Origin of the sequence: Sphingomonas astaxanthinifaciens DSM 22298 (genome assembly GCF_000711715.1) — a bacterium.
Taxonomy (GTDB): Bacteria; Pseudomonadota; Alphaproteobacteria; order Sphingomonadales; family Sphingomonadaceae; genus Sphingomicrobium; species Sphingomicrobium astaxanthinifaciens_A.
The window spans coordinates 291,049-317,205 of record NZ_JONN01000002.1 but is presented as its reverse complement, the minus strand read 5'-3'; the positions used below and the strand labels follow the sequence as shown (position 1 = coordinate 317,205).

Here is a 26,157-nt window from a genome sequence, read left to right as displayed (position 1 = left end):
TGAGGCCGGAGCGCGGCCGTCCGCAAGCGGTCAGGCCGCCGCGTCGTCCTTGGCTTCGCGGTTGGCGTAGACGCGAACGGGCTCCTTGCGGCCCTCGACCACGTCCTTGTCGACGTGAACCTTCTCGACATTGTCCATGCCGGGCAGGTCGAACATGGTGTCGAGGAGGATCGCCTCGAGGATCGAGCGGAGGCCACGGGCGCCGGTCTTGCGCTCGATCGCCTTGCGCGCGACCGCCGACAGCGCGTCCTCGGAGAAGGCCAGCTCGACCTCTTCCATGTCGAACAGCTTGGCATATTGCTTCACCAGCGCGTTCTTGGGCTCGACCAGGATCTTGACCAGCGCCTCCTCGTCGAGGTCCTCGAGCGTGGCGATCACGGGCATGCGGCCGATGAACTCGGGGATGAGGCCGAACTTCATCAGGTCCTCGGGCTCGGTGTTCTTGAGCACCTGGCCGGTGCGCCGCTCCTCGGGCGCCGCGACGTGCGCACCGAAGCCGATCGACTTGCCCTCGAGCCGGTCGCCGATGATCTTCTCGAGGCCCGCGAAGGCGCCGCCGCAGATGAACAGGATGTTGGTCGTGTCGACCTGCAGGAATTCCTGCTGCGGATGCTTGCGGCCACCCTGCGGCGGAACGCTGGCGGTGGTGCCCTCCATCAGCTTCAGGAGCGCCTGCTGGACGCCCTCGCCGCTCACGTCGCGGGTGATCGAGGGATTGTCCGACTTGCGGCTGATCTTGTCGATCTCGTCGATGTAGACGATCCCGCGCTGCGCCTTCTCGACATTATAGTCGCTGGCCTGGAGCAGCTTGAGGATGATGTTCTCGACGTCCTCGCCGACATAGCCCGCCTCGGTCAGCGTGGTCGCGTCGGCCATGGTGAAGGGCACGTCGAGGATCCGCGCCAGCGTCTGCGCGAGCAAGGTCTTGCCGCAGCCGGTCGGGCCAATAAGCAGGATATTCGACTTGGCGAGCTCGACTTCGGTGCCGGTCTTGGCGCCGTGATTGAGCCGCTTGTAATGATTGTGGACCGCGACCGAGAGGACCCGCTTGGCGCGGCTCTGCCCGATCACGTAATCGTCGAGGACCTTGTTGATCTCGGAGGGCGACGGAACGCCGTCGCGGGTCTTGACCAGCGCCGACTTCGATTCCTCGCGGATGATGTCGTTGCACAGCTCGACGCATTCATCGCAGATGAAGACGGTCGGCCCGGCGATGAGCTTGCGCACCTCGTGCTGGCTCTTGCCGCAGAAGCTGCAATAGAGCGTGCTCTTGCCGTCGCCACCGGAAAGCTTGGTCATAATCGTCCTTGTCTGCCGACCGTCCGCACACGGCCGAGCGGGCAGCCTAGCCCGCTTTCTGTCACAATCAAACTCTCCAGAGGCTTAACGCGTTGCGTATCCGGGAGCGTTCTTGGCTCGAATATGGCCATCGTGCCACGCCGGGGCAAGGCCGCCCGGAGGGGAAGCTGGCCGCATTCAGGGACTTGGAGGCTGACGGCGAGGCCACAATCGACGCGCCAGGCGGTGCGGGCAAGGCGACCAGCGGCGGATTTCCGGGGCGCGCCGAACCCGTTCCCGGGCTGGGACAGGGCCTCGTCATGGCCCTTCCCTCGCCTCGACTTGCCGCTGATTTTCGGTTAAACCTGCGTCATCTGAGAGCGGGGTCGGGCGATGCTTGGGGGCATCTTTCTACTATTGGGCGCAAGCGCCGCGCAGCCGACCGATTTCGGACTTCGAACCGTTGGGGAACTTCCGCGCGCCGCGGCCCCGATGGCCCGGGCACCGCTCGCCTCCCCCGCCCCACTGGCGCGCCTGCCGCTCGCCGGCGGCTTCCGGATCAGCGCCGCGGCCAGCATCGGCGCGCGCTTCGGCCGGGTCACCAGCACGCTGCGCAGCCCCGAGCATAACCGCCGGGTCGGCGGTGTGCGCAACAGCTGGCACCTGTCGGGCCGCGCGATGGACATTGCCCGCGCGCCCGGCGTCAGCCACGCGATGATCGCCGCCGAGCTTCGCCGCGCCGGTTTCCACCTGATGGAATCGCTCGACGAGGGCGACCACAGCCACTTCGCCTTTGCCGACGGTCCGGTCCGGCTGCGTCCGCACAGCCAGGCCGAGCAGCTCGCCGAGCTTCGCCAGGAAGCGAGCTATTTCCGCTTCGCGGTCGCGCCGCAGACCCGGTCGCGGCCGCAGGGCGGCACCGCCGTGGCGTCGAGCTTCCGCTAGTTGCCTGCGCCCTCGGCGAGGGCGAGATTGTTGGCTGCGCGATCGAACCACGCATCGCTGACCTCGAGCGCGCGCGCGAAGGCGGCTATGGCCCTGCCCTTCTCTCCCTTGGCGAAGGCAATCACCCCCGCGTCGTTGAGCCGCGCGGCGAAGGCGGCATCGCTCTCACCGTCACGGCGCGCGGGCAAATCTGCGGCCACGCCGGCGCGGGCGAGCTCGGCGTTGTCGGCGATGCGGCGATTGGCGGGCGACAGCCGGGCGGCGCGGGTGAGCGACGAGGCCGCTTCCTGCCAGCGTCCGCGCAGCAGCAGCGACCAGCCGAGATTGTTGAGCAGCAACGGATTGTCGGGGGCGAGGGTCAGCCCCGCGGCATAGGCGCGGTCGGCGGTGGCCCAGTCGCGGCGGCGGTCGGCGGCGACCCCGCGCGCGCTCCACGCCCGCCAATCGGCAGAAGGCAAGCGGACCGCGCGGTCTAGCCACAGCTGCGCGCGATTGAGGTCGCCCATCTGCAGCGCGGCGATTCCCGCGCTGCGCAGCAGGGCCGCGTCATCGGGGGCAGCGACCAGCAGGGCCTGGTAGCGCGCGGTCGCCTCGGGCCAGCGCTGTTCGGTCGCGGCAAGGTCGGCGAGCAGGCGGTCGACCGCGGGGCCAGTGGCCCCCTCCCCGATTGCGGCGGTGATCATCACCCGCGCCTGCTCGGGCCGGCCGGCGTCGAGCGCACGCATGGCTTCGGCGATGCTGGAACCGGGCGCGGCGGCCGCGACCAAGGCGGCCAGAGCCAGGCTCATGCGCTGATCCGGCGCCTCGCCATGTCACGGCCAAGGCGCACGACCAGTTCCCCGCCTTGCCCCGCGACCTGCATGTGAAGGTCGATTCCGAGCCGGCGGCCGAGTTGCTGCGCTTCCTTGCGGCGGCGTTCGGGGAAGAGGATCGCCGAACGCTCGGCGGCGGCGGGGGCATTGGCGATGGCGACGGTCCGCCAGCCCCACGACTGGAGCTGGCTGCGGGTATTGGCGGCGAGCCGGGTCACGCGCGCGGCATTGATCACCCGCACCGGCGCCGGCGCGGCCTTGAGTGGCACGGGCAGGATTGCGGCGAGCCGCGGCGCGGGACGGGCCGGCGCGGGCCTGGACGGACCGGCCTCGGCGACACGGACGGGCAGCCTGGTCGCGGGCGAGGTGACCAGGATCATCTCGGCGAGGCTGACCCGTTCGAGCCGGGGCCCGCTGAACGGTCGCTCGGCGACGCGCAGTTCGTCGCTGGCGCGGTCGATCGGCAGGCTGACGCTGGGCGCCGGGGCGGCAAGCGGCGCGGTCGCAGCGGGGGCGATCGGCGCGGGGGCCGGGACCGGGGCGGCGAGCGCCACGCTCACTTCCCTACCCGCGGCGAGGCGGCTGGCCATTTCGGCGCGCACCGCGGCGGCCTCGGCGCTCTTGCCCTGCATGGTCAGCGAGGTGGCGAGATTGGCGTAAAGCCGCGCGTCAGTCGGGGCGAGCGCGAGCGCGCGCTCATAATAGCTGCGCGACAGGTCGAAGCGGCCGAGCTGGTCGTAGCAGGCGGCAAGCCCGTTCAGCGCGTCGACGCTGGCCGGATCCTCGCGCAGCGCGCGGCGGAAGCCCTCGGTGGCAAGGCCGATGCTGCCCAGCTGGAAGTAACTGCGCGCTTCGGCGACGCGAAAGGCGGCGGTCTGCTGGCCCTCGGCGAGCGCCGGCGTCCGCTCCCGCAGCGTCAGTGACGGCTGGTGCGCGGCGCAGGCCCCGAGCAAGACTGCGACGGCCGCCGATGCGGCGAACAATTGCCCCCTCTTCATCCTATCCCCCCAAGGCTGGAAGCAGGCTGCGAATGACGCGGATCGCGGCTGGCAGCATCAGCACGCCGATCATCACCGGAAGCATGCAGGCCACAAGCGGCACCGACAGCAACACCGGCAGGCGATGCGCCTTCTCCTCGGCACGCATCCGCCGTTTCTCGCGCATTTCGGCTGCGTAAATGCGCAAGGTCTGCGCGACCGACGAACCGAGCTTTGTCGACTGGATGAGCAGGGTCGCGAAGGCGCGGATTTCGTCGGCCTGGGCACGGTCGGCCATCCGGCGCAGCGCATCCTCGCGGCTGCGGCCCGCGCGCAGTTCGAGCACGACATTGCCGAGCTGCTGGGCGATCAGCGGATGGGTGTTCGCCATCTCCTGCCCGACCCGGGCAAAGGCGGCCTCGAGCCCGAGCCCCGCCTCGACGCAGACCAGCATGAGGTCGAGCGCGTCGGGAAAGCCGTTGATGATCGCTTCCTGCCGGCGGTCGGCCTTGGCGCTGACCACCAAGGGCGGCAGGTAGAGCCCGGCGAGCGCGGCGAGCATGCACTGGAAATAGAGCCACATCAGGCTCGGCCGGTCGGGGCTGAGGAAGCGGAAGGCGAGCCACAGCGCCGGCAGGATGATCACCAGCGCGAGGCGGATCAGGGTGTAGGCGCGCGGCGCCCAAGGCTGGCTGAAGCCGGCGGCGGCGAGCTTCTGGCGGAGCGAATGGTCGTTGGTGTCGGCGAGGCTGAGCCCCGACTTCTCGATCCGCGCGATCAGCCGGGCCCAGCTGCTCTCGCTGTCGCTGCTGCGCAGCGAGCCCGACGGCAGAAGCCCCGGGATGGGCGCATCCTCAGCCCCTGTCTCGAGCCGGCGGCGCATCGAGCGCCGGCCGAGCTCGAGGTTCATGATCCCGAAGGCGCCCGCGACCACGCCCGCGAAGAGGATCACGAGGACCGCGAGGCGGACGGCACTGCTGGCGGCGAAACTCTCGATCATATGCCCCTAGACCTTCAAGTCGACCATTCGGCGGATCGTGAACACGCCGATGCAATAGACCACGATCAGCGCGACGAAGCCGGGCACGAAGAACGGATCGGCGGCGACGTCGAGGTAGAAAGCCGGGTTGAGCAGGAACAGGGCGGTGAAGGCGAGCACCGGGAGGACGGTGAGCATGATCGCGGTCATCCGCCCTTCCGACGACAGCGCGCGGACCTTGAGGAACAAGGCCGTGCGCTCCCGGATGACCTTGCTCAAATTCTCGAGGATCTCGGCGAGATTGCCGCCGGTCTCCTGCTGCACCGAGAGGCTGACCACGAACATCCGCATGTCGTCGAGGTCCCAGCGCTCGGCGAGGTCGGCGAGCGCGTCGCGCAGGTCCGCGCCATAGGTGACCTCGTCGACGACCACACCGAACTGGCTGCCGATCGGATCGGGCATCTCGACCGTCAGCAGATCGAGCGCGGCGGCGACCGGGTGCCCGGCGCGAAGCCCGCGCACGAAGACATCGAGCGCGACCGGAAACTGCTCCTGCATCTTCTTGCGGCGCCGCGCCGCCTTGGCCTGGAGGAAGAGCAAGGGAATGGCGAGCCCGAGCGCGACGGCGATGGCGGTGAGCAGCACGAGGCGGCCGAAACCCATGGCGAAGCCTGCGCTCCACGCGAGCAGGATCATCAGCCCGAGGAGAAGCAATGGCGCGAGCATGATCCCGAGCAGCAGCTGCGCGGTCGGCGCGACGATCCCCGCCGCCATCAGCATCCGCTCGAGCCGGCGGCCCGGACCCTGGAGCAAGGTCGGCAGGCGGTGGATGACCAGCCCGTCCTGGCGGCGAAGCCGGTTCATCGTGTCGGCGCGCGACACGCCGCGGCCGATCATCGTCAGGCGCTGGTTGATCGCCTGGCTTTCCCCGCGTGAGCGGAGCACCGCGCCGAGCAGGGCCTCGACCAGCAGCAGCACCGCCGCGAAGATGACGATGAGGACCAGAACGCGAAGGACCGTGCCTTCCATCACTCGAACCTCGCATCGGGCCGGAACAGGTCGGGCGACAGCACCTGGCCGTGGGTGATCGCATGGTCGAGGAAGCGCGGCCGAAGTCCGGTCGCCTCGAACTTGCCGATCACGCCGCCGTCGGCCGAAATGCCGGTCTGACGGAAGCGGAAGATCTCCTGCATGGTGACGACGTCGCCTTCCATGCCGGTGATTTCGGACAGGCTCATCAGCCGGCGGCGACCGTCGGACAGGCGCGCGATCTGGACCACCACATTGATCGCCGAGGCGATCTGCGCGCGAGCCGAGCGGGCGGGAATGTCGATCCCGCTCATGCCGATCATCTGCTCGAGGCGGGACAAGGCGTCGCGCGGCGTGTTGGCGTGGACGGTGGTCATCGAGCCGTCGTGGCCGGTGTTCATCGCCTGCAGCATGTCGAACGCCTCGCCGGCGCGGACCTCGCCGACGATGATCCGGTCGGGACGCATGCGAAGCGCGTTCTTGACGAGGTCGCGCTGGCCGATCTCGCCCTTGCCCTCGATGTTGGCGGGGCGCGTCTCGAGCCGGGCGACATGGCTCTGCTGGAGCTGGAGCTCGGCCGAATCCTCGATGGTCACGATCCGCTCGCGATTGTCGATGAAGGCCGACATGGCGTTGAGCAGCGTCGTCTTGCCCGAGCCTGTGCCGCCCGAGATGAGCACGTTGCGGCGCGATGCGACGATCGCCTTCAGCACCTCGGCGACCTGCGCCGGGATCGACCCGATCTCGACCAGCCGCGACATCGAGATCGGAACCTTGGCGAACTTGCGGATCGACAGCAGCGACCCGTCGAGCGCGAGCGGCGGCACCACCGCATTGACGCGGCTTCCGTCCATCAGGCGCGCGTCGACCAGCGGCGAGCTTTCGTCGACCCGCCGACCGACCGCCGAGACGATCTTCTGGATGATCCGCAGCAGGTGCTTGTCGTCCTTGAAGCGGACCGGGCTCGGCTCGAGCTGGCCATAGCGCTCGACGAAGACGCGGTCCGGGCCATTGACCAGGATGTCGGTGATCGTGGTGTCCTTGAGCAAAGGCTCGAGCGGCCCGAGACCGAGGAGTTCATCGAGCACGTCGTCGATCAGCCGGCGGCGCTCGACGAGGTTGAGCGCATGGTTCTGCTTGGCGAGTTCCTCCTCGACGATCTCGCCCACTTCCTCGGCGATCTGCTCGCGGCTCATGCCGTCGAGCGCCGAAAGGTTGATGCAGTCGATCAGGCGCTGGTGAAGCTCGACCTTGAGGTCGGTGTGAACGTCGCGCTTGGCGAAGGCGCCGGCATCGCCGACGCTCATCAGCTGGCGTTCGGCGAGCGTCGGTTCGACGCGCTCCTCGGCCGGGGCGGCGGACGAATTGGGCTTGCGGATCTGCCACATGGTCTCAGCGCTCCAGCCGAAGGGCGGTGGTGATGGCCTTGTCGAGCGCGTCGAGGTCACGCACCAGCGGTGCCTTGCGGCTGATCTCGCCGACCGGCAGGCCCTGGTCGATCGCCGCATTCATGAGGTCGGGCTCGTCGGCGATGGTGAAGGCGATCTTGCGCCCGAGCGCTTCCTCGGCGTCACCCAGGTTGACCGTCTTGAACAGGCCCTTCCTGAAGCGATTGGCGACCACCTTGATCTCGATGTTGCCGAGATCCTGCGCGGCGAGCAGGTCGATCTGGCGGCGCGCGCGGTTGAGCCCCGCGACCGACAGGTCGGTCAAGAGGATGATCAGGTTCGAGCGCGCGACGAGGCTCAGCGACCAGTTGGACCAATTGGCCGGAAGGTCGACGAACACCGTGCCGAACTCCTTGAGCGCGCGATCGACGATGGCGATCGCCTGCTCGTTGGTGAGGCTGTCGAGCGGCAGCATGTCGGTCGGCGCGGCGGCAACCTGCAGACCGCTCTTGTGCTGGGTCATCGCCGAGCGAAGCAGCGGTCCGTCGAGCCTGGCACCGGCCTCGATGAGGTCGGTGAGCGTCAGCCGGGGGCGAAGCCCGAGCTGGAAGGCCGCGTCGCCGAACTGCACGTCGAAGTCGATCAGCGCCGCCTCGCGTCCGGCCTGCACCTCGGCGGCGGCGAAACGGCAGGCGAGCTGCGCGCCGACCGCGGTGGCGCCGATCCCGCCGCGTGCCTTGATGATCGCGACCAGCCGGTTGTTGGTGACGATCTGCTCGGCGCTGACCTGCTCGACCGCGCGGTCGCGCAAGGGGGCGATCGAGGCCTCGAGATCGTCGATGGCGAGCGGCAGCGGAAGCACGTCATGCGCGCCGGCCTTGAGGAGCTGGCGGACCAGCGCCAGCGGCGGCTCGTAGCAGGCGGCGATGAGCGGCTTGCCATCGTTCGCGGCAAGCCGTTCGAAGCGCTTCATCGACGCCGGCGCATCGGCGTCGACCTGGACCACCGCCACCGCCGCGGTGGCAAGGTCGGTGGGATCGATCCACTCGGTCACGGGCACGATGCTGAGATGCAGCGGAAGCCCGGCGACGCGCGCGCCGAGCAGCGCCGCGCTGTCCCCCTCGAAGCCCGACAGGTACAGGTGCACCCCGGCCTCGACGCCCTGGGGGCGGAAGCTCTTGCTGCTTTCGGGAGGGGTCATGACACTCATGCGTTGTCTCAGTTCGATTGGGAGCCGACGAGGTCCTCGGCGGTCAGCGAAGATTGAAAGGCCGGCATCTTCATCGTCGCCCATCCGTAGCCGGTGAGGGGAATGAAGGTGACGCTATTGTCGGTGGTTTTGCCAGCCACTGTGGTGGCGTCGTTCCGGATCCGGACAGTGACGACCGGCTTGACGTCGGGCGACGTCGTGTCGGGATCGCCCAAATAGCCGATGCCCGAGCCCGAATAGACGATCTCCACATTGTTTTTGAGGAGCGCCGGATAGAAGAGCTTCATCCGGTCGTAGATGCGCTCGAAGGCGGCGTTGTCGCGGGCCAGCGACGACGGGCAGGCGGTGCCGGTGCAGCTGCAGTCGCCGGTGTCCCGGCAAACCACGGGATTGAGCGCACTTGCGGGAATGGTCTCGCCCGGAACCACCGAGGTGAAGGTCATGGCTTTCAGCCCGGTCGCGACGGGGGTGGTCACCACCGCCATCCGCACGCCCATCTGTGCGGCCTTCTCGAGCTTGTTGCGCTGGTAAAGGTAGCGCCCGCCATCGATGATCGCGAAGAGGAAGGTCATCAGCAGCGGCAGCGTCAGCGCGAATTCGGCCATCGTGCCGGCGCGCTCGTCGCGAAGGAAGCGGAGGCGGCTCATATGCCCATCACCACGGCTTGCTGGGTAGCGTTGAGCTTGAGGCTGATCGGGGTCAGGCCCCAACCCGACATGAGCAGGCGATAGGGCATCGACACATTGATCGTGACCACCGGCGCGCGGTTCGAATTGGCGACGTAGATGCCGCCCATGCCGGTCGTCGTCGTCCCGCTGGACGTGGTGATCGAGACCGAGGTCGGACAGGCGACGCCGAAACTGTAGGTCGTCGTATTCGCCCAGAGCGGAAGCCGGTCGTCGGCGGCGTTGTCGAGAACGCTCTTCTGGATGAGCTTCTTGGCCTCGGTCACGACGCCGGAATCGATGGCGCCCGTGGTGCAGTTGAATTTCGAAATATCCTGGCGCGCGACAAACACGGCACCGTCGCGCAGACCCTTCACGAGGACGTGCTGCGACTGGAAATAATTGCCGAGTTCGACCGAGCCGAAGAACAGGGCCATCAGGATCGGCAGCGCCAGCGCCATTTCGACCGCGGCCGACCCTCGGGTGTCGCGCGCAAGCCGGCTCATTTCAGCAACCTCGGCCGCTGGCGCAGATAATATTGGAAGGCGTCGTCGCCATTGGGCCGCTTCGCGACACCGGTGATCTCGACGTAAAGCTGGTCCTTCCCGGTGCGGGCCCGATCGAGCGACGGCTCGACGAAGAACAAATCGACCCAGCCGATCGGCTTGACGTTGGTGGAACCCTGGACGTTGTCAGCGGTGCAATTGACGACCGCGGCGGTCAGCAGGCGGCGATCCTTGACCGTCGCCGAGGGCGCCAGGCCGGTGGCACAGGCAGGCCCGCGATAGGCGTAATAATCCTTGGCGTTCTTGCCGTTGCCAATGGTCGTGATCAGCGCACTGCGTCGTGAAATGGCCGCGGCGGCCATCTGCTGCAGCTCCCAGCGATAGACGTCATAGCGCGTGACGGTGGCGACGGTTCGACCGGTGCCGGCGAGATTGGTGTTCGCCCAGCTGATCAGTGACGGGATGCTCTGCCAGCCGTTGTTGGGCGCCGTCGGAGCGGTCGGATAAAGCGTGCGGTGATTGACGTAGAAATAGAGATTGCGGTCCCACGACCCGTCGCCGAACTTGCTCTTGACCGACGTGCCGCCGCAGTCGCCATCGGTGCTGATCGCGTGGCAGATATCGCGCGGCATCCCCATCACCCTGGGCGTGCCGAGCGCGGTCGGCTGCGCCCGGGTGGTCGGGTCGGGAAGATAGGCGGGCGTGTCGAAATCCCACGGCTCGCTGCCGGTCTTGAACCCGCAATTGTCGCTGTTGCTCGCGGTCTCGTTGGGCGCGGTTCCGGTGCTGAACTGGGAGTGGATGAGGTCCTTGCCGACATTCAGCGCCGGCGAGCAATTGCCGGTCGCCCGGTCGCAGGTATTGACCAGGCCGTTCTGGTAGATGTCGAAGCGGACATTGACGCCCGCGGTCGCGCTCGCGGTATTGCCCGGCTTCGTGTTCACCGCACTCGCGGCAAGGCAGGGCTCGGCATTGACGTTGGCGCCCATTGCCTTCTCGAGGGTGTTGGCGCCCGAGCCGAAGTCGAGATAACCGTAGTTGCCCGGACCCCACTGCGTCCCGCCGCCTCCCGGCAGCAGCAGCAACCCCTTCCCGATGTCGGTCGAATTGGGGAAATTGGCGTTGGTGAGACTGCCCTCGTTGGGATTGCAGATCATCAGCGGCGGGACCTTGCAGATCGCGCCCCCCTCGAGCGAGGCAACCGCTTCCGCCGTCAGATTGCTTGCCGAGATTGCGCCGACGACGGGGGTCAGCGCGAAATTGGCCGTCCGCGGATTGACCTTGAGGACCACCACCTTCGCATTGGCATCGGAAGTGGCAGCCGTGCCGGGCGTATCGGTGGAATCGTCCCAGCTCTGATAGAAGCGGACGTTGTCGGTCGCATCGCAGGCGGCCTCGTTGGCGACCTTCACCGCCATCCCGCCACCGTCATTGGCGAAGAGGGCCTGGTTCGAAAGTAGCCCAGCGGCTGCCGCCGCCGCCCGTGCGCAGGCGCCCGACTTGCCGTCGAGCTGGGTCGCGGCGGCAAGCGCCGCCTGGTCGGCCGCGCTCTGCAATTCGGTGTCGAGCGCGGCGAGGCGCGCATAGTCGAAGGCGACCCCGCCGATGGCCAGCAACCCGAAGAGCGACAAGGCGAGCGTCGGCGCGATGGCGCCCTCCTCACCCCTGATCAACCTTCCTAGTTGGCCGAGCATCTCCGCATACCTCAGCTTGGACCGGACCCGCCGCCGCTACCGCCACCGCCGTTGCTACCGCCGGTGCTGATCCGCTTGGTGTCCTTGACCTCGCCCTTCTTGTAGCGATCGACGGCCTTGGCGCCGCGCTCACCATTGGCGCCCGGCTGGGCGGCGTCGGCGGTGTAGACGGGATCGGGATTAATGACCTGCACCGCCTTGTTGCGGGCGGTCACGTCGCCGAAATAGGGATCGGGCGACTGACTGACCGGATCGACGCTCTGGCAGGCGGCGAGCGCGGTGGCGGCGGCGGCGCATGCGAGCCACTTACAGGACATGGCCGTAATCCTTTTCGAGACCGGTCGGAGCGGTGGCCGCCGGCGCGGTCGCGGCGCCGGTGGTGGTCGCCGCGCCGGGCGCCGCGGGCCGCGGGGTCGCACCGCTGATCGGAGCAACCGGCGGAACTCCGGTGTCGGTGCGGCCGAGCAGCAGGATGTCGGCATCGGCCGGCCCCTTCACGCGGTCGGTCGGCGCGGCGAGCTGGTCGGGCCGGACCGGGCGGACGAGCCTGGGCGTGACGATGATGACCAGTTCGGTCTCGTCGCGATTGAAGCTCGTCGAACGGAACAGGGTCCCGATGATCGGGATGTTGCCGAGCAGCGGGAACTGCCGGACCGTGCTCGAGAAATCCTTCCGCAGCAGCCCCGCCATGGCGAAGCTTTCGCCGTCGCGAAGCTCGACCGTGGTCTTGGCGCGGCGGGTCTGGAGGCCCGGGATCCGCAGGTTGTTGACGACGATCGAGGCGCTGTTGTCGATCGAGCTGACCTCGGGTTCGACAAGCAGGTTGATGACCCCGTCGGCAAGGACCGTCGGCGTGAAGGCGAGGCTGACGCCGAACGGCTTGAACTCGATCGAGATGGCGCCCGAACCGGCCCCCACCCCGCTGCCGCCGCCATTGCCCTGCGCGACCGGAATCGGAAATTCGCCGCCGGCCAGGAAGCTCGCGGTCTCGCCCGACAAGGCGATCAGCGTCGGCTCGGCGAGGGTGGTGATCGCGCCCTTGCGCTCGAGGGCGTCGAAGGTCGCCTCGAAATTGGTGCCGAAGGCGCGGAAGGTGCGGGTGAGGACGCCAAAGCTGTCGGTGATCGCGCCAAGCGTCGGCGGGCCTGAGCCCACCACCCCGGCCCCGCCGCCGATCGCGCCGCTGAACTTGCCGCCGTCCGAGCCGACGAAGAAGCCGGCGCCCAGCTGCTTCAGCGCCGAGCGCTTCACCTCGGAGAATTTGACTTCCAGCATGACCTGCTGGGCCGAGCCGATGGACAGCAGGTTGACGACCTTGCCCGGTGCATAGGTCTCGGCGATCTGCGCCGCGCGATTGGCGGCGACCGCGTTCGAGACAATGCCTTCGAGGACGATGCTGTCGTTGCTCATCCGCGCGCCGACCCGGTCACCCGGGATCAGCTCGGACAGTTGCTTCTTGAGGCCGATGACATCGGGCCCGACCGCAACGTCCATCACCGCGATAAGGCTGTTCGACCGGTCGTAGAGCGTCAGGCTGGTAGTGCCGAGCTTCTTGCCGAGCACATAGATCGACTGGTCGGTCAGCGGCAGGACGTCGGCGATCTCGGGATTGCCGATCAGCGCCTTGGCATAAGGCCGGTCGACCCGCAGCACCTGGCTCTTGTTGACGGGCACGTTGAGCTCGCCCGCGTGAACCGCGTCGGTCTCGCTCACCACCCGCTGCGCATGGGCCACGCCCGGGCTCCCGAGACCCGCGGTCAGCGCCGTCGCGCCGAGCGCAAGCGCGGCGAGAACCGCCTTTCGCTTACCTGCCACCAGCATAGTCCCCCACCTGATAATCGCTTCCGGCGGTGCCCCTCACCACCTGAACACTGGAGCCCGTCGGGCGCGGCGGCGCGGCGGGCGCGGTCGCGACCGGTCGGGGACGCGGCGCCGGCTGGCGGATCACGCGGACCACCGGCTTCGGCTGCGCCGGCGCGGCGGCATTGCCGTTGTTGTAGGGCGCGGCGCCGTAGATGCTGTAGCGCAGGTCGGACAGGCTGACGGTCTTGACCCCCGCAATGTCCTCCTGCTGGCCAGGCTTCCTCAGCACCAGGCTGAGCGTCCCCGCCTGCTGGCCGAGCGCGAGCTTCTGCGCGTCGATCGGCACCACCTCGAGCGTCGCGGTGCTGGCGACCACCGGCTGGCCGGTCTCGTTATTGGCCTGCTGGCCCATGGCGATGACGCGGATGTTCTGGAGCAGCACGTCGGTGACCTGCTGCCCCGTCTGGTTCTGGCGGGTGATCAGCACGTCAACGCTGTCGTTGGGCTGGATGAAGCCGGCGACACCCGACACGTCATTGATGCGGACGGTGGCGGCGCGGCGGCCATCCGGCAGCGTGGCGGCGATCGAGGCACCCTGCCCCTTGCCCGAGATCTTGGAGCCGAGGATCGGTTCGTTGACCTCCATCGGCCGGATCACGACCCGGCGCTCGCCGGGGACGAGCAGCTCGTCGGCGGTGCGGAAGGTGCCCGCGGGAATGGCGGAGGTCGGGAATTCGGCGAAGCGGATCTTGTCCGCGGTCAGCTCGGTCCCGTAGCCCAGCGGAACGGCCGCAACCGCGACCCGCGCCATCCCCTCCGGCGTGCGCTGGTCATTGCCGGCGCGGCTCGTGAGGTAAATGTTCGCAAGGTAGACAGCGACGAGGCCTAGGATGACGGCCACCCCGAGCGCGATCAGAGATTGCCTTCTCAGCATCCGCTGTTCCCCCTTGCGGACTAACTTATCGTAAATAGTGTTGTTAAGCTACACTGGCTTTCGCGACTTTATTGCAACAGTGGGGAGCATGCCGGGCCGCATCGGCCCGCTTACTTGCCGTCACTGCGCTTAATTGCAGTTGGTGGTGGTCGGGCTGTTGATGCACGACGACGCATTGTTCATCGCGCCAGCGACCGACTTGCCGAGACCGAAGGCCGCGGCCGCAATGGCGGTGCCCACGATCGCGAGGATCAGCGCATATTCGGCGGCCGACGCGCCGGACTCGTCACGAACGAGCTTCACGAAGTTCGACATTCTCTTGGCTCCCCAGCGAGGTAAGGCCGCGCCCGAAGGCGCGGCCAGTTCGTCAGCAGGTGCTGCCCTTGGTGTCGATGCAGCTCGAGGCGCTGTTCATCGCACCGGCAACCGACTTGCCGAGGCCGATGGCGGCAACCGCAATGGCGGTGCCGACGATCGCAAGGATGAGCGCATATTCGGCCGCCGAGGCGCCGGACTCGTCACGAACGAGCTTCACGAAGTTCGACATGATCGTTCCCCTTCTTCAGATATGTGGAGAGCAGCGCAGTCGATGCTCTCCGTAGCCCGCTTAGCTGCAGGTGGTGCCCTTGGTGTCGATGCACGACTTGGCGTTGTTCATCGCGCCGGCGACGGACTTGCCGAGGCCGATGGCGGCGACCGCGATGGCGGTGCCGACGATGGCAAGGATCAGCGCATATTCGGCCGCCGATGCGCCGGACTCGTCGATGAGCAGGTTCTTGAAAGTGGTCATCAGTTTATCCCCTAGAATTGCGAATTCCGGAGACGGGAAATTATGCCCCCGCACCTCCCCAGGCGGCGCAGCCCCGAAAGGATTTCCCGCTGGCAAGGACTGGCCTGGCCCCACGCCAGCTCTTCCTTGCGTCGAGGCCTCCCAGCCGCATCGCTGCATAAGGAGGCTCCCAACCTTAAACTCTTGTCAAGTATATCGATTTAACGGGGGTTAATCGCCGAGCGCCCGCCTCTGGCACTCAACGCACTGATAAAGCGCGATTTTTGGACGTATTATTTCCCGGAAATCCGCGAACGGCTTGGCGAGAGCGTCCTAAAGTCGCACACAAATCCATCCAAAGTGGTGCGTCTTCAGAACGGATGGAAAACGATTTGAGGCGTCGCGAATCGGGCGACCCCCGAAAGGTTCCCGCCCGATGACGATTATTTTTCAGCGGGCCATTAGGCGGGAATGCGGCTCCGATAGGTGACGTTCACCCGGGTCGACAGCAGCAGGTAGGGCAGCCACAGGCCCATGCTGATCATCACCTTGGTGATATTCTTCTCGAGCAGCACGTGGAGCGGCGCGGCGACGCTCGGAGGCAGGCCGGTCGCGACCGCGCCCTGCGCGATCAGCAGCTGCATCGCGATGTCGACCAGCCACACCAGCAGGAGCAGTCGCGGAAACAGCGGCACCTTGCGGATCGCGGCGGCGAAACAGACCGCATAAAGGCTGCTCACCAGCACCGCGTCGAGCGTCATCCAGAAGTGGAGCACCGACAGCCACTCGGGCGCGGCGGCACCGATCGCGGGCATAGTCATCAGATATTCGGCGGCGCGCACGGGGATGTTGAGCAACATGCCGACCAGCAGCGAGACCATGATCCCGCTCGTGCCGTAGAGCGGATGGCGGCGCGCGATGCTGGGCGCGAGGTCCTGCCAGCGTCCGGCGCGGGCGAGGCGATAGCTCGGCTGCGGCATGGCCTCGCCATCGGCGAACCAGCGCAGCGCGAGCAGCAGCGAGGCGGCCGGCGCCCCGATCAGGAGGAGGTAAGGGGTGACCATCGCGAGGCTCAGGCCCTGCGGGGGCAGCGGGCTGACCAGGATGCGCAGGAAACAGGCGGCGAGGATCAAAGCGACCCAGCCCATGATGATCGGGGCCAGGCGGTTCTCGAGGATCCCGAGCACGTTGAGCGAGCGCCGGTGAAGCGTCCGGGAGACGGCGGCAATGGCGGCTGGTGTCTTCACTCGGGACGTAGTCCTTCTGCTCGCTCGCCCCGCCCTTGTCGTCGCTTCCCCTTTCGATCAGGTAAATGGGTATTGCCGCCGCGAGTTCCAGCGGCGCGTGCCGGGGGGCGGGATGATAGGCACAAAGGCCAGTGGCAGCGGGAAGCGGACCGCGTGGCTCGCGGCGCTGCTGGCGCTGGTGCTGCTGTGGCCCGCGATCCTCAACGGCCTGCCCCATTTCTTCCCCGACAGCGGCGGCTATCTCAAGGTCGGCTGGGGCCGCTACTGGCTGAGCGACCGCAGCAGTTTCTACGGCCTCTACCTGAAGCCCTTCGTCAGCGTCGGCGGGATCGCGGGGCTGTGGCTCGGCCTCCTTCCCCAGCTGGTGGCGACCGTGCTGCTGCCGCTCGCCACCGCGCGGCGGATGGAGGCCCCGCACTGGCCGCTCGCCTGGCTTGCGGTCCTCGCGCTCTCGACGGGCCCGTGGCACGCCTCGCAACTCATGCCCGACGCTTATGCGGTGCCGATCGTGCTGCTCGGCTGGCTGGGCGCGAACCGCGATCCGGGCGCGCCGGGAAGCCCGCTCCTGTGGCTGGCGGCGGCCGCGCTCTGCCTGACCCACAGCACCTACCCTGCCCTGCTGGTCGCAAGCTGCCTCGCGGCGCTGGCAGCGCTCAAGCTCGGCGGGCTCGCCTGGCGAGCGCTGCTGACCCGGCTCGCCGCGCTCGGCGTCGCTCTGCTATTCGTGGTCGGCATCCAGTTCGTCGCCAACGCCTTCTACTTCCACAAGGCGACCTATGCGCCGCGCAGCGAGGCGTTCCTGTTCGCAAGCCTGCACGAGGACGGCATCGTCCAGCCCTGGCTCGCGCGGCATTGCCCGACCGATCCGCGGGTGAGGGAGCTGTGCGCCATCGCACCGCGCTTTCCCCGCGACAGCCAGCAATTGCTGTGGTCGCCGCAATCGGTCTTCTGGGACACCGTGTGGGAGCAGAGCAACCGGCGCGGCGGTATCGACTGGGACCGCCAGCTCGGAATTGCCGCGCGCGGTGCGCTCGCCGAGCATCCCCTGCTGTTCGCGCGCGCCGCGATCGATGCGACAGGCGAGCAGTTTCTGTCCTATCGCGTGCTCGACGACGAATGCCCGGCGACCTGCAACAATCCCAGGAGCGCGCTGCAGGACGCATTCCACGAATTCGAGCCGGGCTTGCGCGACCGCGTCAATGCGACGCGCCAGGTGCGCGGCGAATTGCGGACCTATCCCCTTCTCGCCGTGACGGGTCTGGTCAGCAGCATCGGCCTCCTCGGCCTGTTCGTCCTGCCGGCGCTCGCGTGGCGGCGGCGCGATGCGCTTGCGGGATCCCTGCTGCTCGCGACCCTCGCCGCGCTGCTCGCCAACGCTTTCGTCACCGGCACCCTGTCCGACGTCCACGACCGCTACCAGAGCCGGGTGATCTGGCTCGCCCCGGTGGTGTGCGTGCTGGTGCTGCTGCGCTGGCGCGCGGCTAGAGGACGCGGACCAGCACCAGCGTAAGATTGTCGGGCGCGCCGCGGCCGAGCACCTTCCAGACGAGGCCGTCGGCAATCTCGCCCAGCGGCCGGTCGCCGGCGAGGTCCTTGACCAGTTCGTCGTCGGGAACGACCCGGGTCACTCCGTCGGACGCGAGCAGGAACAGGTCGCCGGGGCGCGCGTCGCCCTCGACCCGGTCGACCCGGAGCTGGTCCGCCGCACCGACTGCGCGGGTGATGACATTGCCGTTGGGATGGCCCTCGGCGCGCTCGGGATCGATCATCCCGGCGTCGACCAGTTCCTGCACCAGGCTGTGGTCGCGGCTGACCTGGAGGAGCTGGCCGTCGCGATGGAGATAGGCGCGGCTGTCCCCCGCCCAGAAACAGGTCACGCCCCCGGCCCCGTCGAAGAGATAGCCGACGACGGTGCTGCCGATGGTATGCTTGCCGGTCCCCGCGGCAAGTTCGCGCAGGTCCTTGTTCACGCCCTCGAGCGCGGCGACCACGCCGTCCGGCGAGACCGCTTCCAGCTCCTCGAGCGCGGCGACGATCCGCGCGCTCGCGACCTCGCCCGCGTCATGCCCGCCCATGCCGTCGGCGACCGCGAACAGTCCGGCCTCCGCGCGGACGAGGAAATTGTCCTCGTTGATCGGGCGCTTGAGGCCGACATGGGTGCGGCTCACGGTATCGAACGGCATCGGGCGAAAGCTCCCCCCTGGAACAGGTGCCACGCTAGCAATCAACGCGCGATTATGCGATTTGTAAACCGAGCAATTCCGGGGGACGCGCGTTGAACAAGGCGTATAGCACCAAGGCACTCCCGCCCGGCACCGTGCTTCGCGAGTGGCGTCTGGAAGAAGTTCTCGGGGTCGGCGGTTTCGGCATCGTCTACAAGGGCCGCGGCATCTACTTCAACGAACTGGTTGCCATCAAAGAATATTTCCCGAGCTCGATCAGCGAGCGCGATGCCGAGGCGACGGTCGTCCCGATCGACAGCGATGCCGAGGAAGTGCACGCGCTCGGGCTCAAGAAGTTCGTCGAGGAGGCCAAGCTTCTCTGGAACCTCTCCACGCCGTCGCGTCACCCCAATATCGTCAGCGTCCGCAGCCTGTTCGAGATCCACGGCACCGCTTACATGGTGATGGACTTCGAGGACGGCATGTCGCTGTCGCGGCTGCTGAAACAGGGCCAGCGCTGGAACGAGCGGAGCCTCATCGCGCTGATCAAGCCAATCGCCGAGGGGCTCGAGCGCGCGCACCGCGTCGGCGTCCTCCACCGCGACATCAAGCCGCCCAACATCCTCATCAACGACAGCGGGCGCCCGGTCCTGATCGACTTCGGCTCGGCCCGGTTTGAGACCGGCGAGGCGACCAGCACCAAGGTCACCTTCCACACCCCGCCCTATGCGGCGATCGAACAATATGTGAAGACCTTCCCGCAGGGGCCGTGGACCGACATCTACGCGCTCGGCGTGGTGCTCTACGAATGCATCACCGGGACCAAGCCCGCCGAGGTGCTCGAGCGGATGCATGGCGGCGCGGGCGACAAGCTCGCGAGCGGCAGCTGGCCGGGCTACAGCCGCCGCTTCCTCGCCGCGGTCGACGCTGCCATGGGGGTCCGCCCCGACGAGCGCCCGCAGTCGATCTCGGACTGGCTGGCGATGTTCGACGCCGCCGAGGATACCGAGGCCGAGGAGGATGACGGCGAGGTCACCCGCGTGGTGCCGTTCGACACGACGTCGGAATCGATCGTTCCGGTGGCGCCCGTGGCCGAGGGATTCCAGCCGGTCACCAGCGTCCCCGACCACCCCGAACAAGCCGAGTTCAAGCGCGCGGGCCATACCCACGCGACCAAGAAGGGCGGCGGCGCCGCCAAGACCGAGGAGCCGGTCGAAGCCAAGGACGCGCCGGTCGCGCCCGTCGCGGCGGCTGCCGCTGCCGCTGCCGGGACTGCCGCCGCAGCCAAGACGGCAGCCCCGGGCGAACCCAAGTCCTCCCCGGTCGACGACAAGGCCGCGGCCGACCGGATCGCCGCTAAAAAGGCCGCCGCGACCGGCAAGCCTGACAATGACCCCGCGCAGAAGAAGGGCGTCTCCAAGCCCGTCCTCATCGGCGGTGCGGCGGCGGCGCTGGTCGTGGTGGTGGGTGGCGGCTGGGCGCTGACCCGGGGCTCGTCGGGTCCCGCGGCCGCCAACGACACCATCCAAGTCCTCCCCTCCTCGGCCGAGCCGGTGGTGGTGCCCGTCGCCGAGATCGCCGAAGGCACGCAGGCGCTCGACGCCGAGGCCAAGGCCGCCGCGGTCCCCGAGGCGCTGCTCGCGCCGGTCACGAATTTCGCTGCCGGCCTCACCACCTCGCCCCCCAGCGACGCCGAGGCGGGCGAGCGGGCGCGCGCGGTCTATGGCAATTTCGCCGACGCCTTGTTCAAGTCGGTCGAGGAGCGCACCGGACAGATCGCGGGCAAGGCGAGCTGGATCAATGCCGACCCCGCGACCCTGCCGCAGGAACGCCAGTTGGCGGTCGCCGAACTCAGGAAGAACGTCGACGCGCTGCGCAGCGCCAGCGCACAGGCCCGCGCCGCGACCGATCCGCGCCTCGCGCTGGCGAGCGCGCGCCAGTCGCTCGCTTCGTGGAAGGCCTTTTCGGGGGCAGCGCTCGCCATCGCCAATCTCGACGGCGGCGACCAGCAGCGGCTGGCGCAGGCCGAGCAGCTCGCCCGCGAGAAGCGCAAGCTCGACGCCGCCAATGCGGCCAAGGCGACGATCGGCGCGACGACCACCGCGCGCACCGCGCAGCCGACCACGGTCGCCGCGGCGCCCGCCGCCACCACCGCATCGGCGGACACGCTCTCGCCCTCGACCGCCGCGACCTTCAACGGCATCGTCAGCGACGGCCGCGACATGGCCCGGCAGGTGATCCGGATGGGCGAGCGCGCGCGGCCCGGAAGCACGCCCGAGGAACGCGCGGCCTACGACATGCTCAAGCAGAATGCGGCGCTGGCGCGGACCTACGACAACAGCCTCGCGACCTTGAAGGACAGCTTCCGCGGGGTGCGCTCGGACCGGCAGGCCGACGGCCTGATCAAGCAGGCCAAGCAGACCCGCGCCTACCTCGTCTTCCTGGTCAAGCGCTCGTCGGGCGCGTCGCGCTAGGCGGGGATTTCCAGCGAGCGTTCGGAATAGCTCGCGGTCCATTCGTTGAGGTCGGCGAGCATCGTCCCCGCGCTTGCCTCGAGTTCGCGCGCGAGGGCATCGAGCTGGGTCGCCTGCCGCAGCCGCGTGACATTGCCCGTCAGCGCCTCGACCGTATGCGCCGAGCGGCTGGCCGCGAGCAGATGCTCGCCGTGGCCGCGCATCCCGAACACCGCCGCGCCGATCGCCGGTAGTCCCGCGGTGAGGAAGATGAAGGGCCCGGTCAGCGACTTGGTCCAGTCGTGCATGACGAAATAGCCGATCAGGTAGAGGAAGCAGGCAGCGATCACCGCGCCCATCAGGAAATTGCCGATCTCGTGAAGCCGGTGGTCGAGCTTGTGCATCCGCTCGGCATTGACCTTGTGATAGGCGGCCTGCGGCAGCAGCTGCTCGGTCACCGCGTCGGTGGCAAGCTGCCGGATGCCCTCGCTCGTCAGCTCGCCATTGGGCCAGCCCATCTGCCGCCACACCGCCGCGGCGTACCAGCGCGTCCAGTCGGCCCCGCCCCGCCGGTGCATCGGCGCATGGGCATATTCGTTGCGGAACGGCGGCCCGACGAGGCCGGTGCGCTTGAGGTAGAGGAAGGGCCGCAAGGTCTCGGCGAGATAGCGATATTGCAGCCACTTGCGGTGCCAGTCGCCCTGCGTGCCGGCATTGGTGTTGCAGAAGAGCAGCCCGATCACCCCGAGTTCGGCCATGACGAGGTAGATCTTGATGGCCGGCGCGATCAGCCCGAACAGCGCGAGGTTCACCGCCAGTGCCGAGAGCACGTAATTGGTGATGTGCCCGCTGCGGAACAGCTGGGCATAGCGAATGGCAAGGAAGTTCGCCCAGCCATAGGACCAGGCGAACGGCCGCCGCGTCTCCTCGGGACCGGGATCGCGCACGTCCTTCCATTCGTAGGCGATGTCGTCGGCGATGCTGGTCTGGTGCCAGAAGCGTTTGGGCAGCTTCTTCACCCGCAGCAGCGACAAGAGCAGCGGATATTCGATCCGCCAGTTCGCCGTCTTTTCCTGCTCCTCGAAATATTCGAGCGCATGGCCGCGCTCCGACGTGTCGCGCGGCAGCAGGACGTCGGCGACAAGCTCGGTCACGTCCTCGCGCCCCTCGAGCGGCCGCGCCGAATAGTCGATGATGTCGCGCCCGAAAATGAGGCGCGGTTCGCCCGGCGTGCCGGTGTCGCGGTCGATCGGGACATGGATCACCGGCACCGACAGGTTGAGAGCCAGGTCGACGACATAAGCGGTCCCGCCCGGTCCGTTACCGTCCCGCCCGTCCCACACCGCGATCAGGACGTCGCAGCTCGCGACCACCGCGCGCCCGACCTGGACGTAGGCGGCGTTGCGGTCCGCGCCTTCGGACGGCAGCGCGAACACTTCGTGCGCAAGCTCGAGATGCTGGGCGAATTCGCGCTTCTCGCGGCCGCGCTTGAAGTCGGCGTCATAATCGTCGGCGGCCAGCGGAAGCAGCGCGCGAACCTCGAAGCCCGTGCGGCGCGCCACCGTCGCGGCCATCTGGTCGGCACCGGTCGCAAGCGGCGTGTGCAGGCGCAGCTGCGGCGGCTCGGCCGAGAACAGGTCGCGGTTCTCCACGTGAAGAAATTCGGTCGCCGCGCGCAGGTCCGCGAAGACCCGCTCGATGATCGGCGAGGTGCGTTCGACCACCTCTGGCGAAAGGACCGATGCGCGATGCCCGGTGATCCCGATGTTGAGCGTGATCCGCGGCCGCGGCGGTCGGTGTTCTCTCAACGCTGTCTGCCCCCCCTCGAAACCCGTCAGCGGTCCTGCGGCTTCCTCACCACGTGGGTGAGCTCGACATTGCCCACCTTGAGGATCGAACCCACCGGCAGGAAGGCCTTGCCCTCGACCTTATGACCGTCGACGAATGTCCCGTTGGTCGAGCGCAGGTCCGTGACCTGAAGCCGGTCGTCCTTCAGCTCGACGATGCAATGCGCGCGCGACACCATGGGATCGGCGAGGATCACATCGGAGGGCGGCGTGCGCCCGATCCTGAGCCCCGCGGTCGGCACGATGAAGCGCTTCTCCATCCGCCCGCCGACGATGATCTCGAGCGCATGGAAATCGGCGCCGAGCAGTTCGAGCGCATCGTCGCGCAGATGGAACTGGGTGGTTTCCGGCATCACCTCTTCGACCACCACCGCAGCGCGCGCGGCGCGAACGGGCTCGGGCTCGGGCTCGCGCGACCGGGCCGGTGCCGGTGCGGCGACCGCCGAAGGATCGAAACGCCGCGCGGCGGGCGCGGGGGCCGGGGCGGCGCCTGGGCCGCTGCTCCGGGTCGCGCGCTGGAGGTCCTCGATGAGGCGCCGCCAGACGGGGTCGTCGGCATTGCCGGTCCATTCGGTGAGGTCGGTGGTGTGGGTCAGCTGGAAGATGATCGGCCGCTCGCACTCCTCGATCACCACGGGAGCCAGCTTGCCCAGCCGGTCGGCGAGCGTCGCCTCGGCGCGGACCCAGCGCGACACCACCGAGCGCGGCGACCACAGCACGACCACCGCCCGGGCCGCGCGCAGGTTGCGCTCGATCACCTCGTCGAAGGTTTCGCCCGAATGGAGCGCGGCATCCCACCAGACGGTGAATCCCTCGCCCTCGAACCTTTGGGCCAAATGCTTGGCCACCGGTCGGTCCGCCCGGCTGTAGGAGATGAAGATGTCCGTCCCTGACAAGCTTTCACACTCCAGGCGGGCGACGAGCCCGCGAGCCCTTGGTTGAAACGAGTGGCGGATTCCTGTCTTCCGAGTCGCACGGAGGCGCTCTTTTCTGTCACTTATGCCTCGTTGTCGAGCATTTGGTTAGTGAAGTTGTAACGGGAAGCGTGCCGTTACGGCGCAGCCCGGTCCCGCGGGCGGCAATGATCGAGATCAAGGCCATGGCCCCAAGGGCGGATGACAGCCGCGCGGTTGTTGCATAGGGTATCAACCGGTCCTGTCGCTTCGGGACCGCACTGGGGCAGCATCGATGAACCGGCACGAGGATGAGGGCGAGCGGGTACCCCACGAACGCTACGTCTTCCTGAGCTATTGCCGGCGCGACCAGCGAACCGCTTATGCGGTCATCAAGACCCTTGAGGAGGCCGGCTTCAAGGTCTGGTGGGATGCGCTGATCCCGGGTGGTCACCGCTTCGGGTCGAGCATCAGCACCGCGCTCGAAGGCGCCGACGCGGTGGTCGTCCTGTGGTCGGCCGAGGCGGGCCAGTCGGACTGGGTCAAGGACGAGGCGGGCTATGGCCGCGACCATCACCGGCTGGTGCCGCTGTCGATCGACGGCACCGAACCGCCGCTGGGGTTCCGCCAGATCCAGTGCATCGACATCTCCAAGGGGCGCGGCCGGCGCGGCAGCCCGGGGATGCTGCGCGCGATCGCCGCCATCGCCGAGATCATGGGCCACCAGCCCGAACCACAGGCACGCAAGAACGCGGGCTCCCTCCCCGTCAGCCGGCGGACCGCGCTCATCGCCGGCTCGGCGCTGGCGGTCGCGGGCGCGGGCTTTGCGGGCTGGCGCTGGTTCGGAGCAAGCAGCGCAGGCGCCAACAGCCTCGCCGTCCTGCCGTTCGAGAACCTCTCGGGCGACGCGAGCAAGACCTATCTGTCCGACGGTCTCGCCGCCGAGCTTCGTGCGCGCCTCAGCCGCAATCCGCTTCTCAGCGTGGTCGGCCAGGCCTCGTCCAACGTCTTCCGCGACCGCGAGGCGAGCAGCGCCGACATTGCACGCAAGTTGAAGGTCGCCAACCTCCTCGACGGCAATGTCCGGATGGACGCGCAGCAGATCCGCATCGCGGTCGAGCTGATCGACGGCGCGACCGGATTCAGCAAGTGGACGCAGAGCTTCGACGGCCCGCTCACCAATCTCCTCGCGCTCCAGAGCCAGGTCGCGGAGACCGTCAGCAGCGCGCTCGCCGCCGAGCTTGGCGCCAAGGACGCGCATGCGCAGAGCGGCGACACGCGCAACATCAGCGCCTTCGAGGCCTATCTGCGCGGCAAGGACCTGTTCGACAGCCAGCGCGACGAAGCCTCGGACCGCGCGGCGCTGGCGCAGTTCACCGAGGCGGTCCGGCTCGATCCCGATTATGCCGCCGCGCGCGCCGCCCGCTCGCGCGCGCTCGCCGTCATCGCCAACCAATATGCCGAGACCGCCGAGCGACGGCTGCTCTACGACGAGGCCATTACCGAAGCGCGTGAGGCGATTTCGGGCGCGCCCGAATATGCCGAGGGCTATGCCGCGCTCGGCTATGCGCTGTTCTACGGCAAGATGGACGTGCTCGCCGCCGACGCCCCCTTCGCCAAGGCGCACGACTATGGTGCGGGCAGTGCCGAGGTGCTCAACCTCTATGCCCTGTATCACGGCCGCCGCCGCAACTTCGCCATTGCCGGCCCCGCGATCGAGCGGGCGGTGGCGCTCGATCCGCTCAACCCCGCGCTCGCCAAGACGCAGGGGAGGATCCGTTTCGCGAGCGGCGATTACGTCGGCGCAATCGCCGCCGCGCGCCGCGCGCTCGAGCTCAATCCCGACCTCGGCGGCGCGCATGGCGACATCGCCAACGCGCTGCTGCTCTCGGGCCAGCTCGACGAGGCCGCCGCCGAATATGCGCGGGAACGCTCGGCGCTGCTCAAGCTGCCCGGCGAGGCGATCCTGGCCATCCGCCGGGGCAACCAGCGTGCAGCCTCGGCCGCGTTCGACCAATTGGTGCGCGACGAAGGCGACAACGGCCTTTACCAGCAGGCGCAGGTGCTCGCGCAATGGGGCAAGGTCGAGCCCGCGCTCGATGCGCTCGACAAGGCGGTGAAGGTGCAGGATTCGGGGCTGGTCTATCTTCTCAGCGATCCGTTCCTCGCGCCGCTTCACGCGGCCCCGCGGTACAAGGCGCTATTGCGCGCGCTTCATTTCGTATAATCAATGTCCTGGAGCGAGACGGGCTCGCTGACGGAGGGGCATATGCGCAAGCTTCTGACTGGAGTGTCGATCGTGGTCGCGGCCATGGCGATCACCGCCTGCGGACAGACCCGCAAGGACGTGGTCAATGCCGACGAGGCCGCGGCGATGAATGCCGCCATCGCCAATGACGCGGCCGGCAATGTCGCGGTCATGCCGATGGGCAACGAGATGGCGCCGGGCAATGCGATGGCGCCGGGCAACGAAATGGCCCCGGGCAACGAGGCCGCGCCGGGCAACAGCGCTGCCAAGGGTCCCAAGCCGACCATGCAGGGGTCGACCGACCACTGATCATTCGGG

The 26,157-nt window shown here is 68.2% G+C and carries 25 protein-coding genes; 5 read left to right on the top strand and 20 right to left on the bottom strand.

Going from position 1 to position 26,157, the window contains the following annotated elements:
- Positions 1 to 30: 30 nt before the first annotated feature.
- Entirely contained in the window at positions 31 to 1,299 is a 1,269-nt protein-coding gene (gene clpX, locus BS69_RS0112605) for an ATP-dependent Clp protease ATP-binding subunit ClpX (protein ID WP_029942311.1), read from the bottom strand.
- Between the two features lie 471 nt (positions 1,300 to 1,770).
- Between clpX and BS69_RS0112595 the strand changes: the two genes are divergently transcribed.
- On the top strand, positions 1,771 to 2,223 hold the full coding sequence (locus tag BS69_RS0112595) for a D-Ala-D-Ala carboxypeptidase family metallohydrolase (RefSeq protein WP_156957040.1): 453 nt from the start codon (positions 1,771 to 1,773) through the stop codon (positions 2,221 to 2,223).
- On the opposite strand, the gene BS69_RS0112590 is transcribed toward BS69_RS0112595, so the two are convergent.
- The 16 genes from BS69_RS0112590 to BS69_RS0112515 form a co-directional block, all read right to left on the bottom strand.
- Positions 2,220 to 3,011 carry a tetratricopeptide repeat protein gene (locus tag BS69_RS0112590; protein ID WP_029942309.1) on the bottom strand — a complete coding sequence of 264 codons (792 nt, stop codon included), beginning with the start codon at positions 3,009 to 3,011 and terminating at the stop codon, positions 2,220 to 2,222. The two genes, BS69_RS0112595 and BS69_RS0112590, sit on opposite strands and share 4 nt — an antisense overlap.
- The gene (locus tag BS69_RS13845) at positions 3,008 to 4,033 is read right to left on the bottom strand and encodes a LytR C-terminal domain-containing protein (protein WP_051676820.1); all 1,026 of its coding nucleotides are present in this window, start codon (positions 4,031 to 4,033) and stop codon (positions 3,008 to 3,010) included. The genes BS69_RS0112590 and BS69_RS13845 overlap by 4 nt, the downstream gene beginning before the upstream one ends.
- Position 4,034: 1 nt before the next feature.
- On the bottom strand, positions 4,035 to 5,012 hold the full coding sequence (locus BS69_RS0112580; protein WP_029942307.1) for a type II secretion system F family protein: 978 nt from the start codon (positions 5,010 to 5,012) through the stop codon (positions 4,035 to 4,037).
- Positions 5,013 to 5,018: 6 nt separating this feature from the next.
- On the bottom strand, positions 5,019 to 6,020 hold the full coding sequence (locus BS69_RS0112575) for a type II secretion system F family protein (protein WP_029942306.1): 1,002 nt from the start codon (positions 6,018 to 6,020) through the stop codon (positions 5,019 to 5,021).
- Positions 6,020 to 7,327 (bottom strand): ATPase, T2SS/T4P/T4SS family, encoded by a 1,308-nt coding sequence (locus tag BS69_RS0112570; RefSeq protein ID WP_156957045.1) that lies wholly within the window; start codon positions 7,325 to 7,327, stop codon positions 6,020 to 6,022. Before BS69_RS0112570 ends, BS69_RS0112575 begins: the two co-directional genes overlap by 1 nt.
- Positions 7,328 to 7,412: 85 nt before the next feature.
- Positions 7,413 to 8,618 carry a CpaE/TadZ family protein gene (locus BS69_RS0112565; RefSeq protein ID WP_169738090.1) on the bottom strand — a complete coding sequence of 402 codons (1,206 nt, stop codon included), beginning with the start codon at positions 8,616 to 8,618 and terminating at the stop codon, positions 7,413 to 7,415.
- An 8-nt stretch (positions 8,619 to 8,626) separates the two neighbouring features.
- Positions 8,627 to 9,265: a TadE/TadG family type IV pilus assembly protein gene (locus BS69_RS0112560; protein ID WP_029942303.1), complete on the bottom strand. Its 639-nt coding sequence runs from the start codon at positions 9,263 to 9,265 to the stop codon at positions 8,627 to 8,629.
- The gene (locus BS69_RS0112555) at positions 9,262 to 9,789 is read right to left on the bottom strand and encodes a TadE/TadG family type IV pilus assembly protein (RefSeq protein WP_029942302.1); all 528 of its coding nucleotides are present in this window, start codon (positions 9,787 to 9,789) and stop codon (positions 9,262 to 9,264) included. Before BS69_RS0112555 ends, BS69_RS0112560 begins: the two co-directional genes overlap by 4 nt.
- Complete coding sequence (locus tag BS69_RS0112550; RefSeq protein ID WP_051676819.1) at positions 9,786 to 11,462, bottom strand: pilus assembly protein TadG-related protein; 1,677 nt, start codon at positions 11,460 to 11,462, stop codon at positions 9,786 to 9,788. Before BS69_RS0112550 ends, BS69_RS0112555 begins: the two co-directional genes overlap by 4 nt.
- Before the next feature lie 32 nt (positions 11,463 to 11,494).
- Positions 11,495 to 11,800: a hypothetical protein gene (locus BS69_RS13840; RefSeq protein WP_051676818.1), complete on the bottom strand. Its 306-nt coding sequence runs from the start codon at positions 11,798 to 11,800 to the stop codon at positions 11,495 to 11,497.
- Positions 11,790 to 13,298 carry a type II and III secretion system protein family protein gene (locus tag BS69_RS0112540; protein ID WP_245605165.1) on the bottom strand — a complete coding sequence of 503 codons (1,509 nt, stop codon included), beginning with the start codon at positions 13,296 to 13,298 and terminating at the stop codon, positions 11,790 to 11,792. The genes BS69_RS13840 and BS69_RS0112540 overlap by 11 nt, the downstream gene beginning before the upstream one ends.
- Positions 13,288 to 14,220, bottom strand: coding sequence for a Flp pilus assembly protein CpaB (gene cpaB / locus BS69_RS0112535; RefSeq protein ID WP_029942298.1), 933 nt, complete (start codon positions 14,218 to 14,220; stop codon positions 13,288 to 13,290). The genes BS69_RS0112540 and cpaB overlap by 11 nt, the downstream gene beginning before the upstream one ends.
- A 129-nt stretch (positions 14,221 to 14,349) precedes the next feature.
- The gene (locus BS69_RS0112530) at positions 14,350 to 14,535 is read right to left on the bottom strand and encodes a Flp family type IVb pilin (protein ID WP_029942297.1); all 186 of its coding nucleotides are present in this window, start codon (positions 14,533 to 14,535) and stop codon (positions 14,350 to 14,352) included.
- A gap of 52 nt (positions 14,536 to 14,587) precedes the next feature.
- Positions 14,588 to 14,767 (bottom strand): Flp family type IVb pilin, encoded by a 180-nt coding sequence (locus BS69_RS0112525; protein ID WP_029942296.1) that lies wholly within the window; start codon positions 14,765 to 14,767, stop codon positions 14,588 to 14,590.
- 60 nt (positions 14,768 to 14,827) lie between these two features.
- Positions 14,828 to 15,010: a Flp family type IVb pilin gene (locus tag BS69_RS0112520; protein ID WP_029942295.1), complete on the bottom strand. Its 183-nt coding sequence runs from the start codon at positions 15,008 to 15,010 to the stop codon at positions 14,828 to 14,830.
- Between the two features lie 440 nt (positions 15,011 to 15,450).
- Positions 15,451 to 16,236, bottom strand: a complete 786-nt coding sequence (locus BS69_RS0112515; RefSeq protein ID WP_156957039.1) for a DUF2569 domain-containing protein — start codon at positions 16,234 to 16,236, stop codon at positions 15,451 to 15,453.
- Between the two features lie 112 nt (positions 16,237 to 16,348).
- Between BS69_RS0112515 and BS69_RS0112510 the strand changes: the two genes are divergently transcribed.
- Positions 16,349 to 17,746, top strand: a complete 1,398-nt coding sequence (locus BS69_RS0112510; RefSeq protein ID WP_029942293.1) for a hypothetical protein — start codon at positions 16,349 to 16,351, stop codon at positions 17,744 to 17,746.
- Here the strand turns inward: BS69_RS0112510 and BS69_RS0112505 are convergent.
- Positions 17,718 to 18,419 carry a PP2C family protein-serine/threonine phosphatase gene (locus tag BS69_RS0112505; RefSeq protein WP_029942292.1) on the bottom strand — a complete coding sequence of 234 codons (702 nt, stop codon included), beginning with the start codon at positions 18,417 to 18,419 and terminating at the stop codon, positions 17,718 to 17,720. The two genes, BS69_RS0112510 and BS69_RS0112505, sit on opposite strands and share 29 nt — an antisense overlap.
- A gap of 92 nt (positions 18,420 to 18,511) precedes the next feature.
- Between BS69_RS0112505 and BS69_RS13835 the strand changes: the two genes are divergently transcribed.
- Positions 18,512 to 20,872, top strand: coding sequence for a serine/threonine protein kinase (locus tag BS69_RS13835; RefSeq protein WP_051676814.1), 2,361 nt, complete (start codon positions 18,512 to 18,514; stop codon positions 20,870 to 20,872).
- Here the strand turns inward: BS69_RS13835 and BS69_RS13830 are convergent.
- A complete protein-coding gene (locus tag BS69_RS13830) occupies positions 20,869 to 22,659 on the bottom strand; it encodes a hypothetical protein (RefSeq protein WP_156957038.1) in 1,791 nt (596 codons plus the stop codon). The genes BS69_RS13835 and BS69_RS13830 overlap by 4 nt on opposite strands.
- Before the next feature lie 26 nt (positions 22,660 to 22,685).
- Positions 22,686 to 23,594 (bottom strand): TIR domain-containing protein, encoded by a 909-nt coding sequence (locus BS69_RS0112490; protein ID WP_084184652.1) that lies wholly within the window; start codon positions 23,592 to 23,594, stop codon positions 22,686 to 22,688.
- A gap of 292 nt (positions 23,595 to 23,886) precedes the next feature.
- On the opposite strand from BS69_RS0112490, the gene BS69_RS0112485 reads away from it, so the two are divergent.
- Positions 23,887 to 25,818, top strand: coding sequence for a TIR domain-containing protein (locus BS69_RS0112485; protein ID WP_029942288.1), 1,932 nt, complete (start codon positions 23,887 to 23,889; stop codon positions 25,816 to 25,818).
- Between the two features lie 42 nt (positions 25,819 to 25,860).
- Positions 25,861 to 26,148, top strand: a complete 288-nt coding sequence (locus BS69_RS0112480) for a hypothetical protein (RefSeq protein WP_156957037.1) — start codon at positions 25,861 to 25,863, stop codon at positions 26,146 to 26,148.
- The last annotated feature ends 9 nt before the right edge of the window (positions 26,149 to 26,157 follow it).

Coding starts and splice junctions, on each gene's coding strand:
- BS69_RS0112530 (WP_029942297.1), bottom strand. CDS start 14,535: ATGTCGAACTTCGTGAAGCTCGTTCGTGACGAGTCCGGCGCGTCGGCC.
- BS69_RS13845 (WP_051676820.1), bottom strand. CDS start 4,033: ATGAAGAGGGGGCAATTGTTCGCCGCATCGGCGGCCGTCGCAGTCTTG.
- BS69_RS0112485 (WP_029942288.1), top strand. CDS start 23,887: ATGAACCGGCACGAGGATGAGGGCGAGCGGGTACCCCACGAACGCTAC.
- BS69_RS0112480 (WP_156957037.1), top strand. CDS start 25,861: ATGCGCAAGCTTCTGACTGGAGTGTCGATCGTGGTCGCGGCCATGGCG.
- BS69_RS0112520 (WP_029942295.1), bottom strand. CDS start 15,010: ATGACCACTTTCAAGAACCTGCTCATCGACGAGTCCGGCGCATCGGCG.
- cpaB (WP_029942298.1), bottom strand. CDS start 14,220: ATGCTGAGAAGGCAATCTCTGATCGCGCTCGGGGTGGCCGTCATCCTA.
- BS69_RS13840 (WP_051676818.1), bottom strand. CDS start 11,800: ATGTCCTGTAAGTGGCTCGCATGCGCCGCCGCCGCCACCGCGCTCGCC.
- BS69_RS0112525 (WP_029942296.1), bottom strand. CDS start 14,767: ATGTCGAACTTCGTGAAGCTCGTTCGTGACGAGTCCGGCGCCTCGGCG.
- clpX (WP_029942311.1), bottom strand. CDS start 1,299: ATGACCAAGCTTTCCGGTGGCGACGGCAAGAGCACGCTCTATTGCAGC.
- BS69_RS0112590 (WP_029942309.1), bottom strand. CDS start 3,011: ATGAGCCTGGCTCTGGCCGCCTTGGTCGCGGCCGCCGCGCCCGGTTCC.
- BS69_RS0112560 (WP_029942303.1), bottom strand. CDS start 9,265: ATGAGCCGCCTCCGCTTCCTTCGCGACGAGCGCGCCGGCACGATGGCC.
- BS69_RS0112565 (WP_169738090.1), bottom strand. CDS start 8,618: ATGAGTGTCATGACCCCTCCCGAAAGCAGCAAGAGCTTCCGCCCCCAG.
- BS69_RS0112505 (WP_029942292.1), bottom strand. CDS start 18,419: ATGCCGTTCGATACCGTGAGCCGCACCCATGTCGGCCTCAAGCGCCCG.
- BS69_RS0112570 (WP_156957045.1), bottom strand. CDS start 7,327: ATGAGCGTCGGCGATGCCGGCGCCTTCGCCAAGCGCGACGTTCACACC.
- BS69_RS0112555 (WP_029942302.1), bottom strand. CDS start 9,789: ATGAGCCGGCTTGCGCGCGACACCCGAGGGTCGGCCGCGGTCGAAATG.
- BS69_RS0112575 (WP_029942306.1), bottom strand. CDS start 6,020: ATGGAAGGCACGGTCCTTCGCGTTCTGGTCCTCATCGTCATCTTCGCG.
- BS69_RS0112510 (WP_029942293.1), top strand. CDS start 16,349: ATGATAGGCACAAAGGCCAGTGGCAGCGGGAAGCGGACCGCGTGGCTC.
- BS69_RS0112580 (WP_029942307.1), bottom strand. CDS start 5,012: ATGATCGAGAGTTTCGCCGCCAGCAGTGCCGTCCGCCTCGCGGTCCTC.
- BS69_RS0112595 (WP_156957040.1), top strand. CDS start 1,771: ATGGCCCGGGCACCGCTCGCCTCCCCCGCCCCACTGGCGCGCCTGCCG.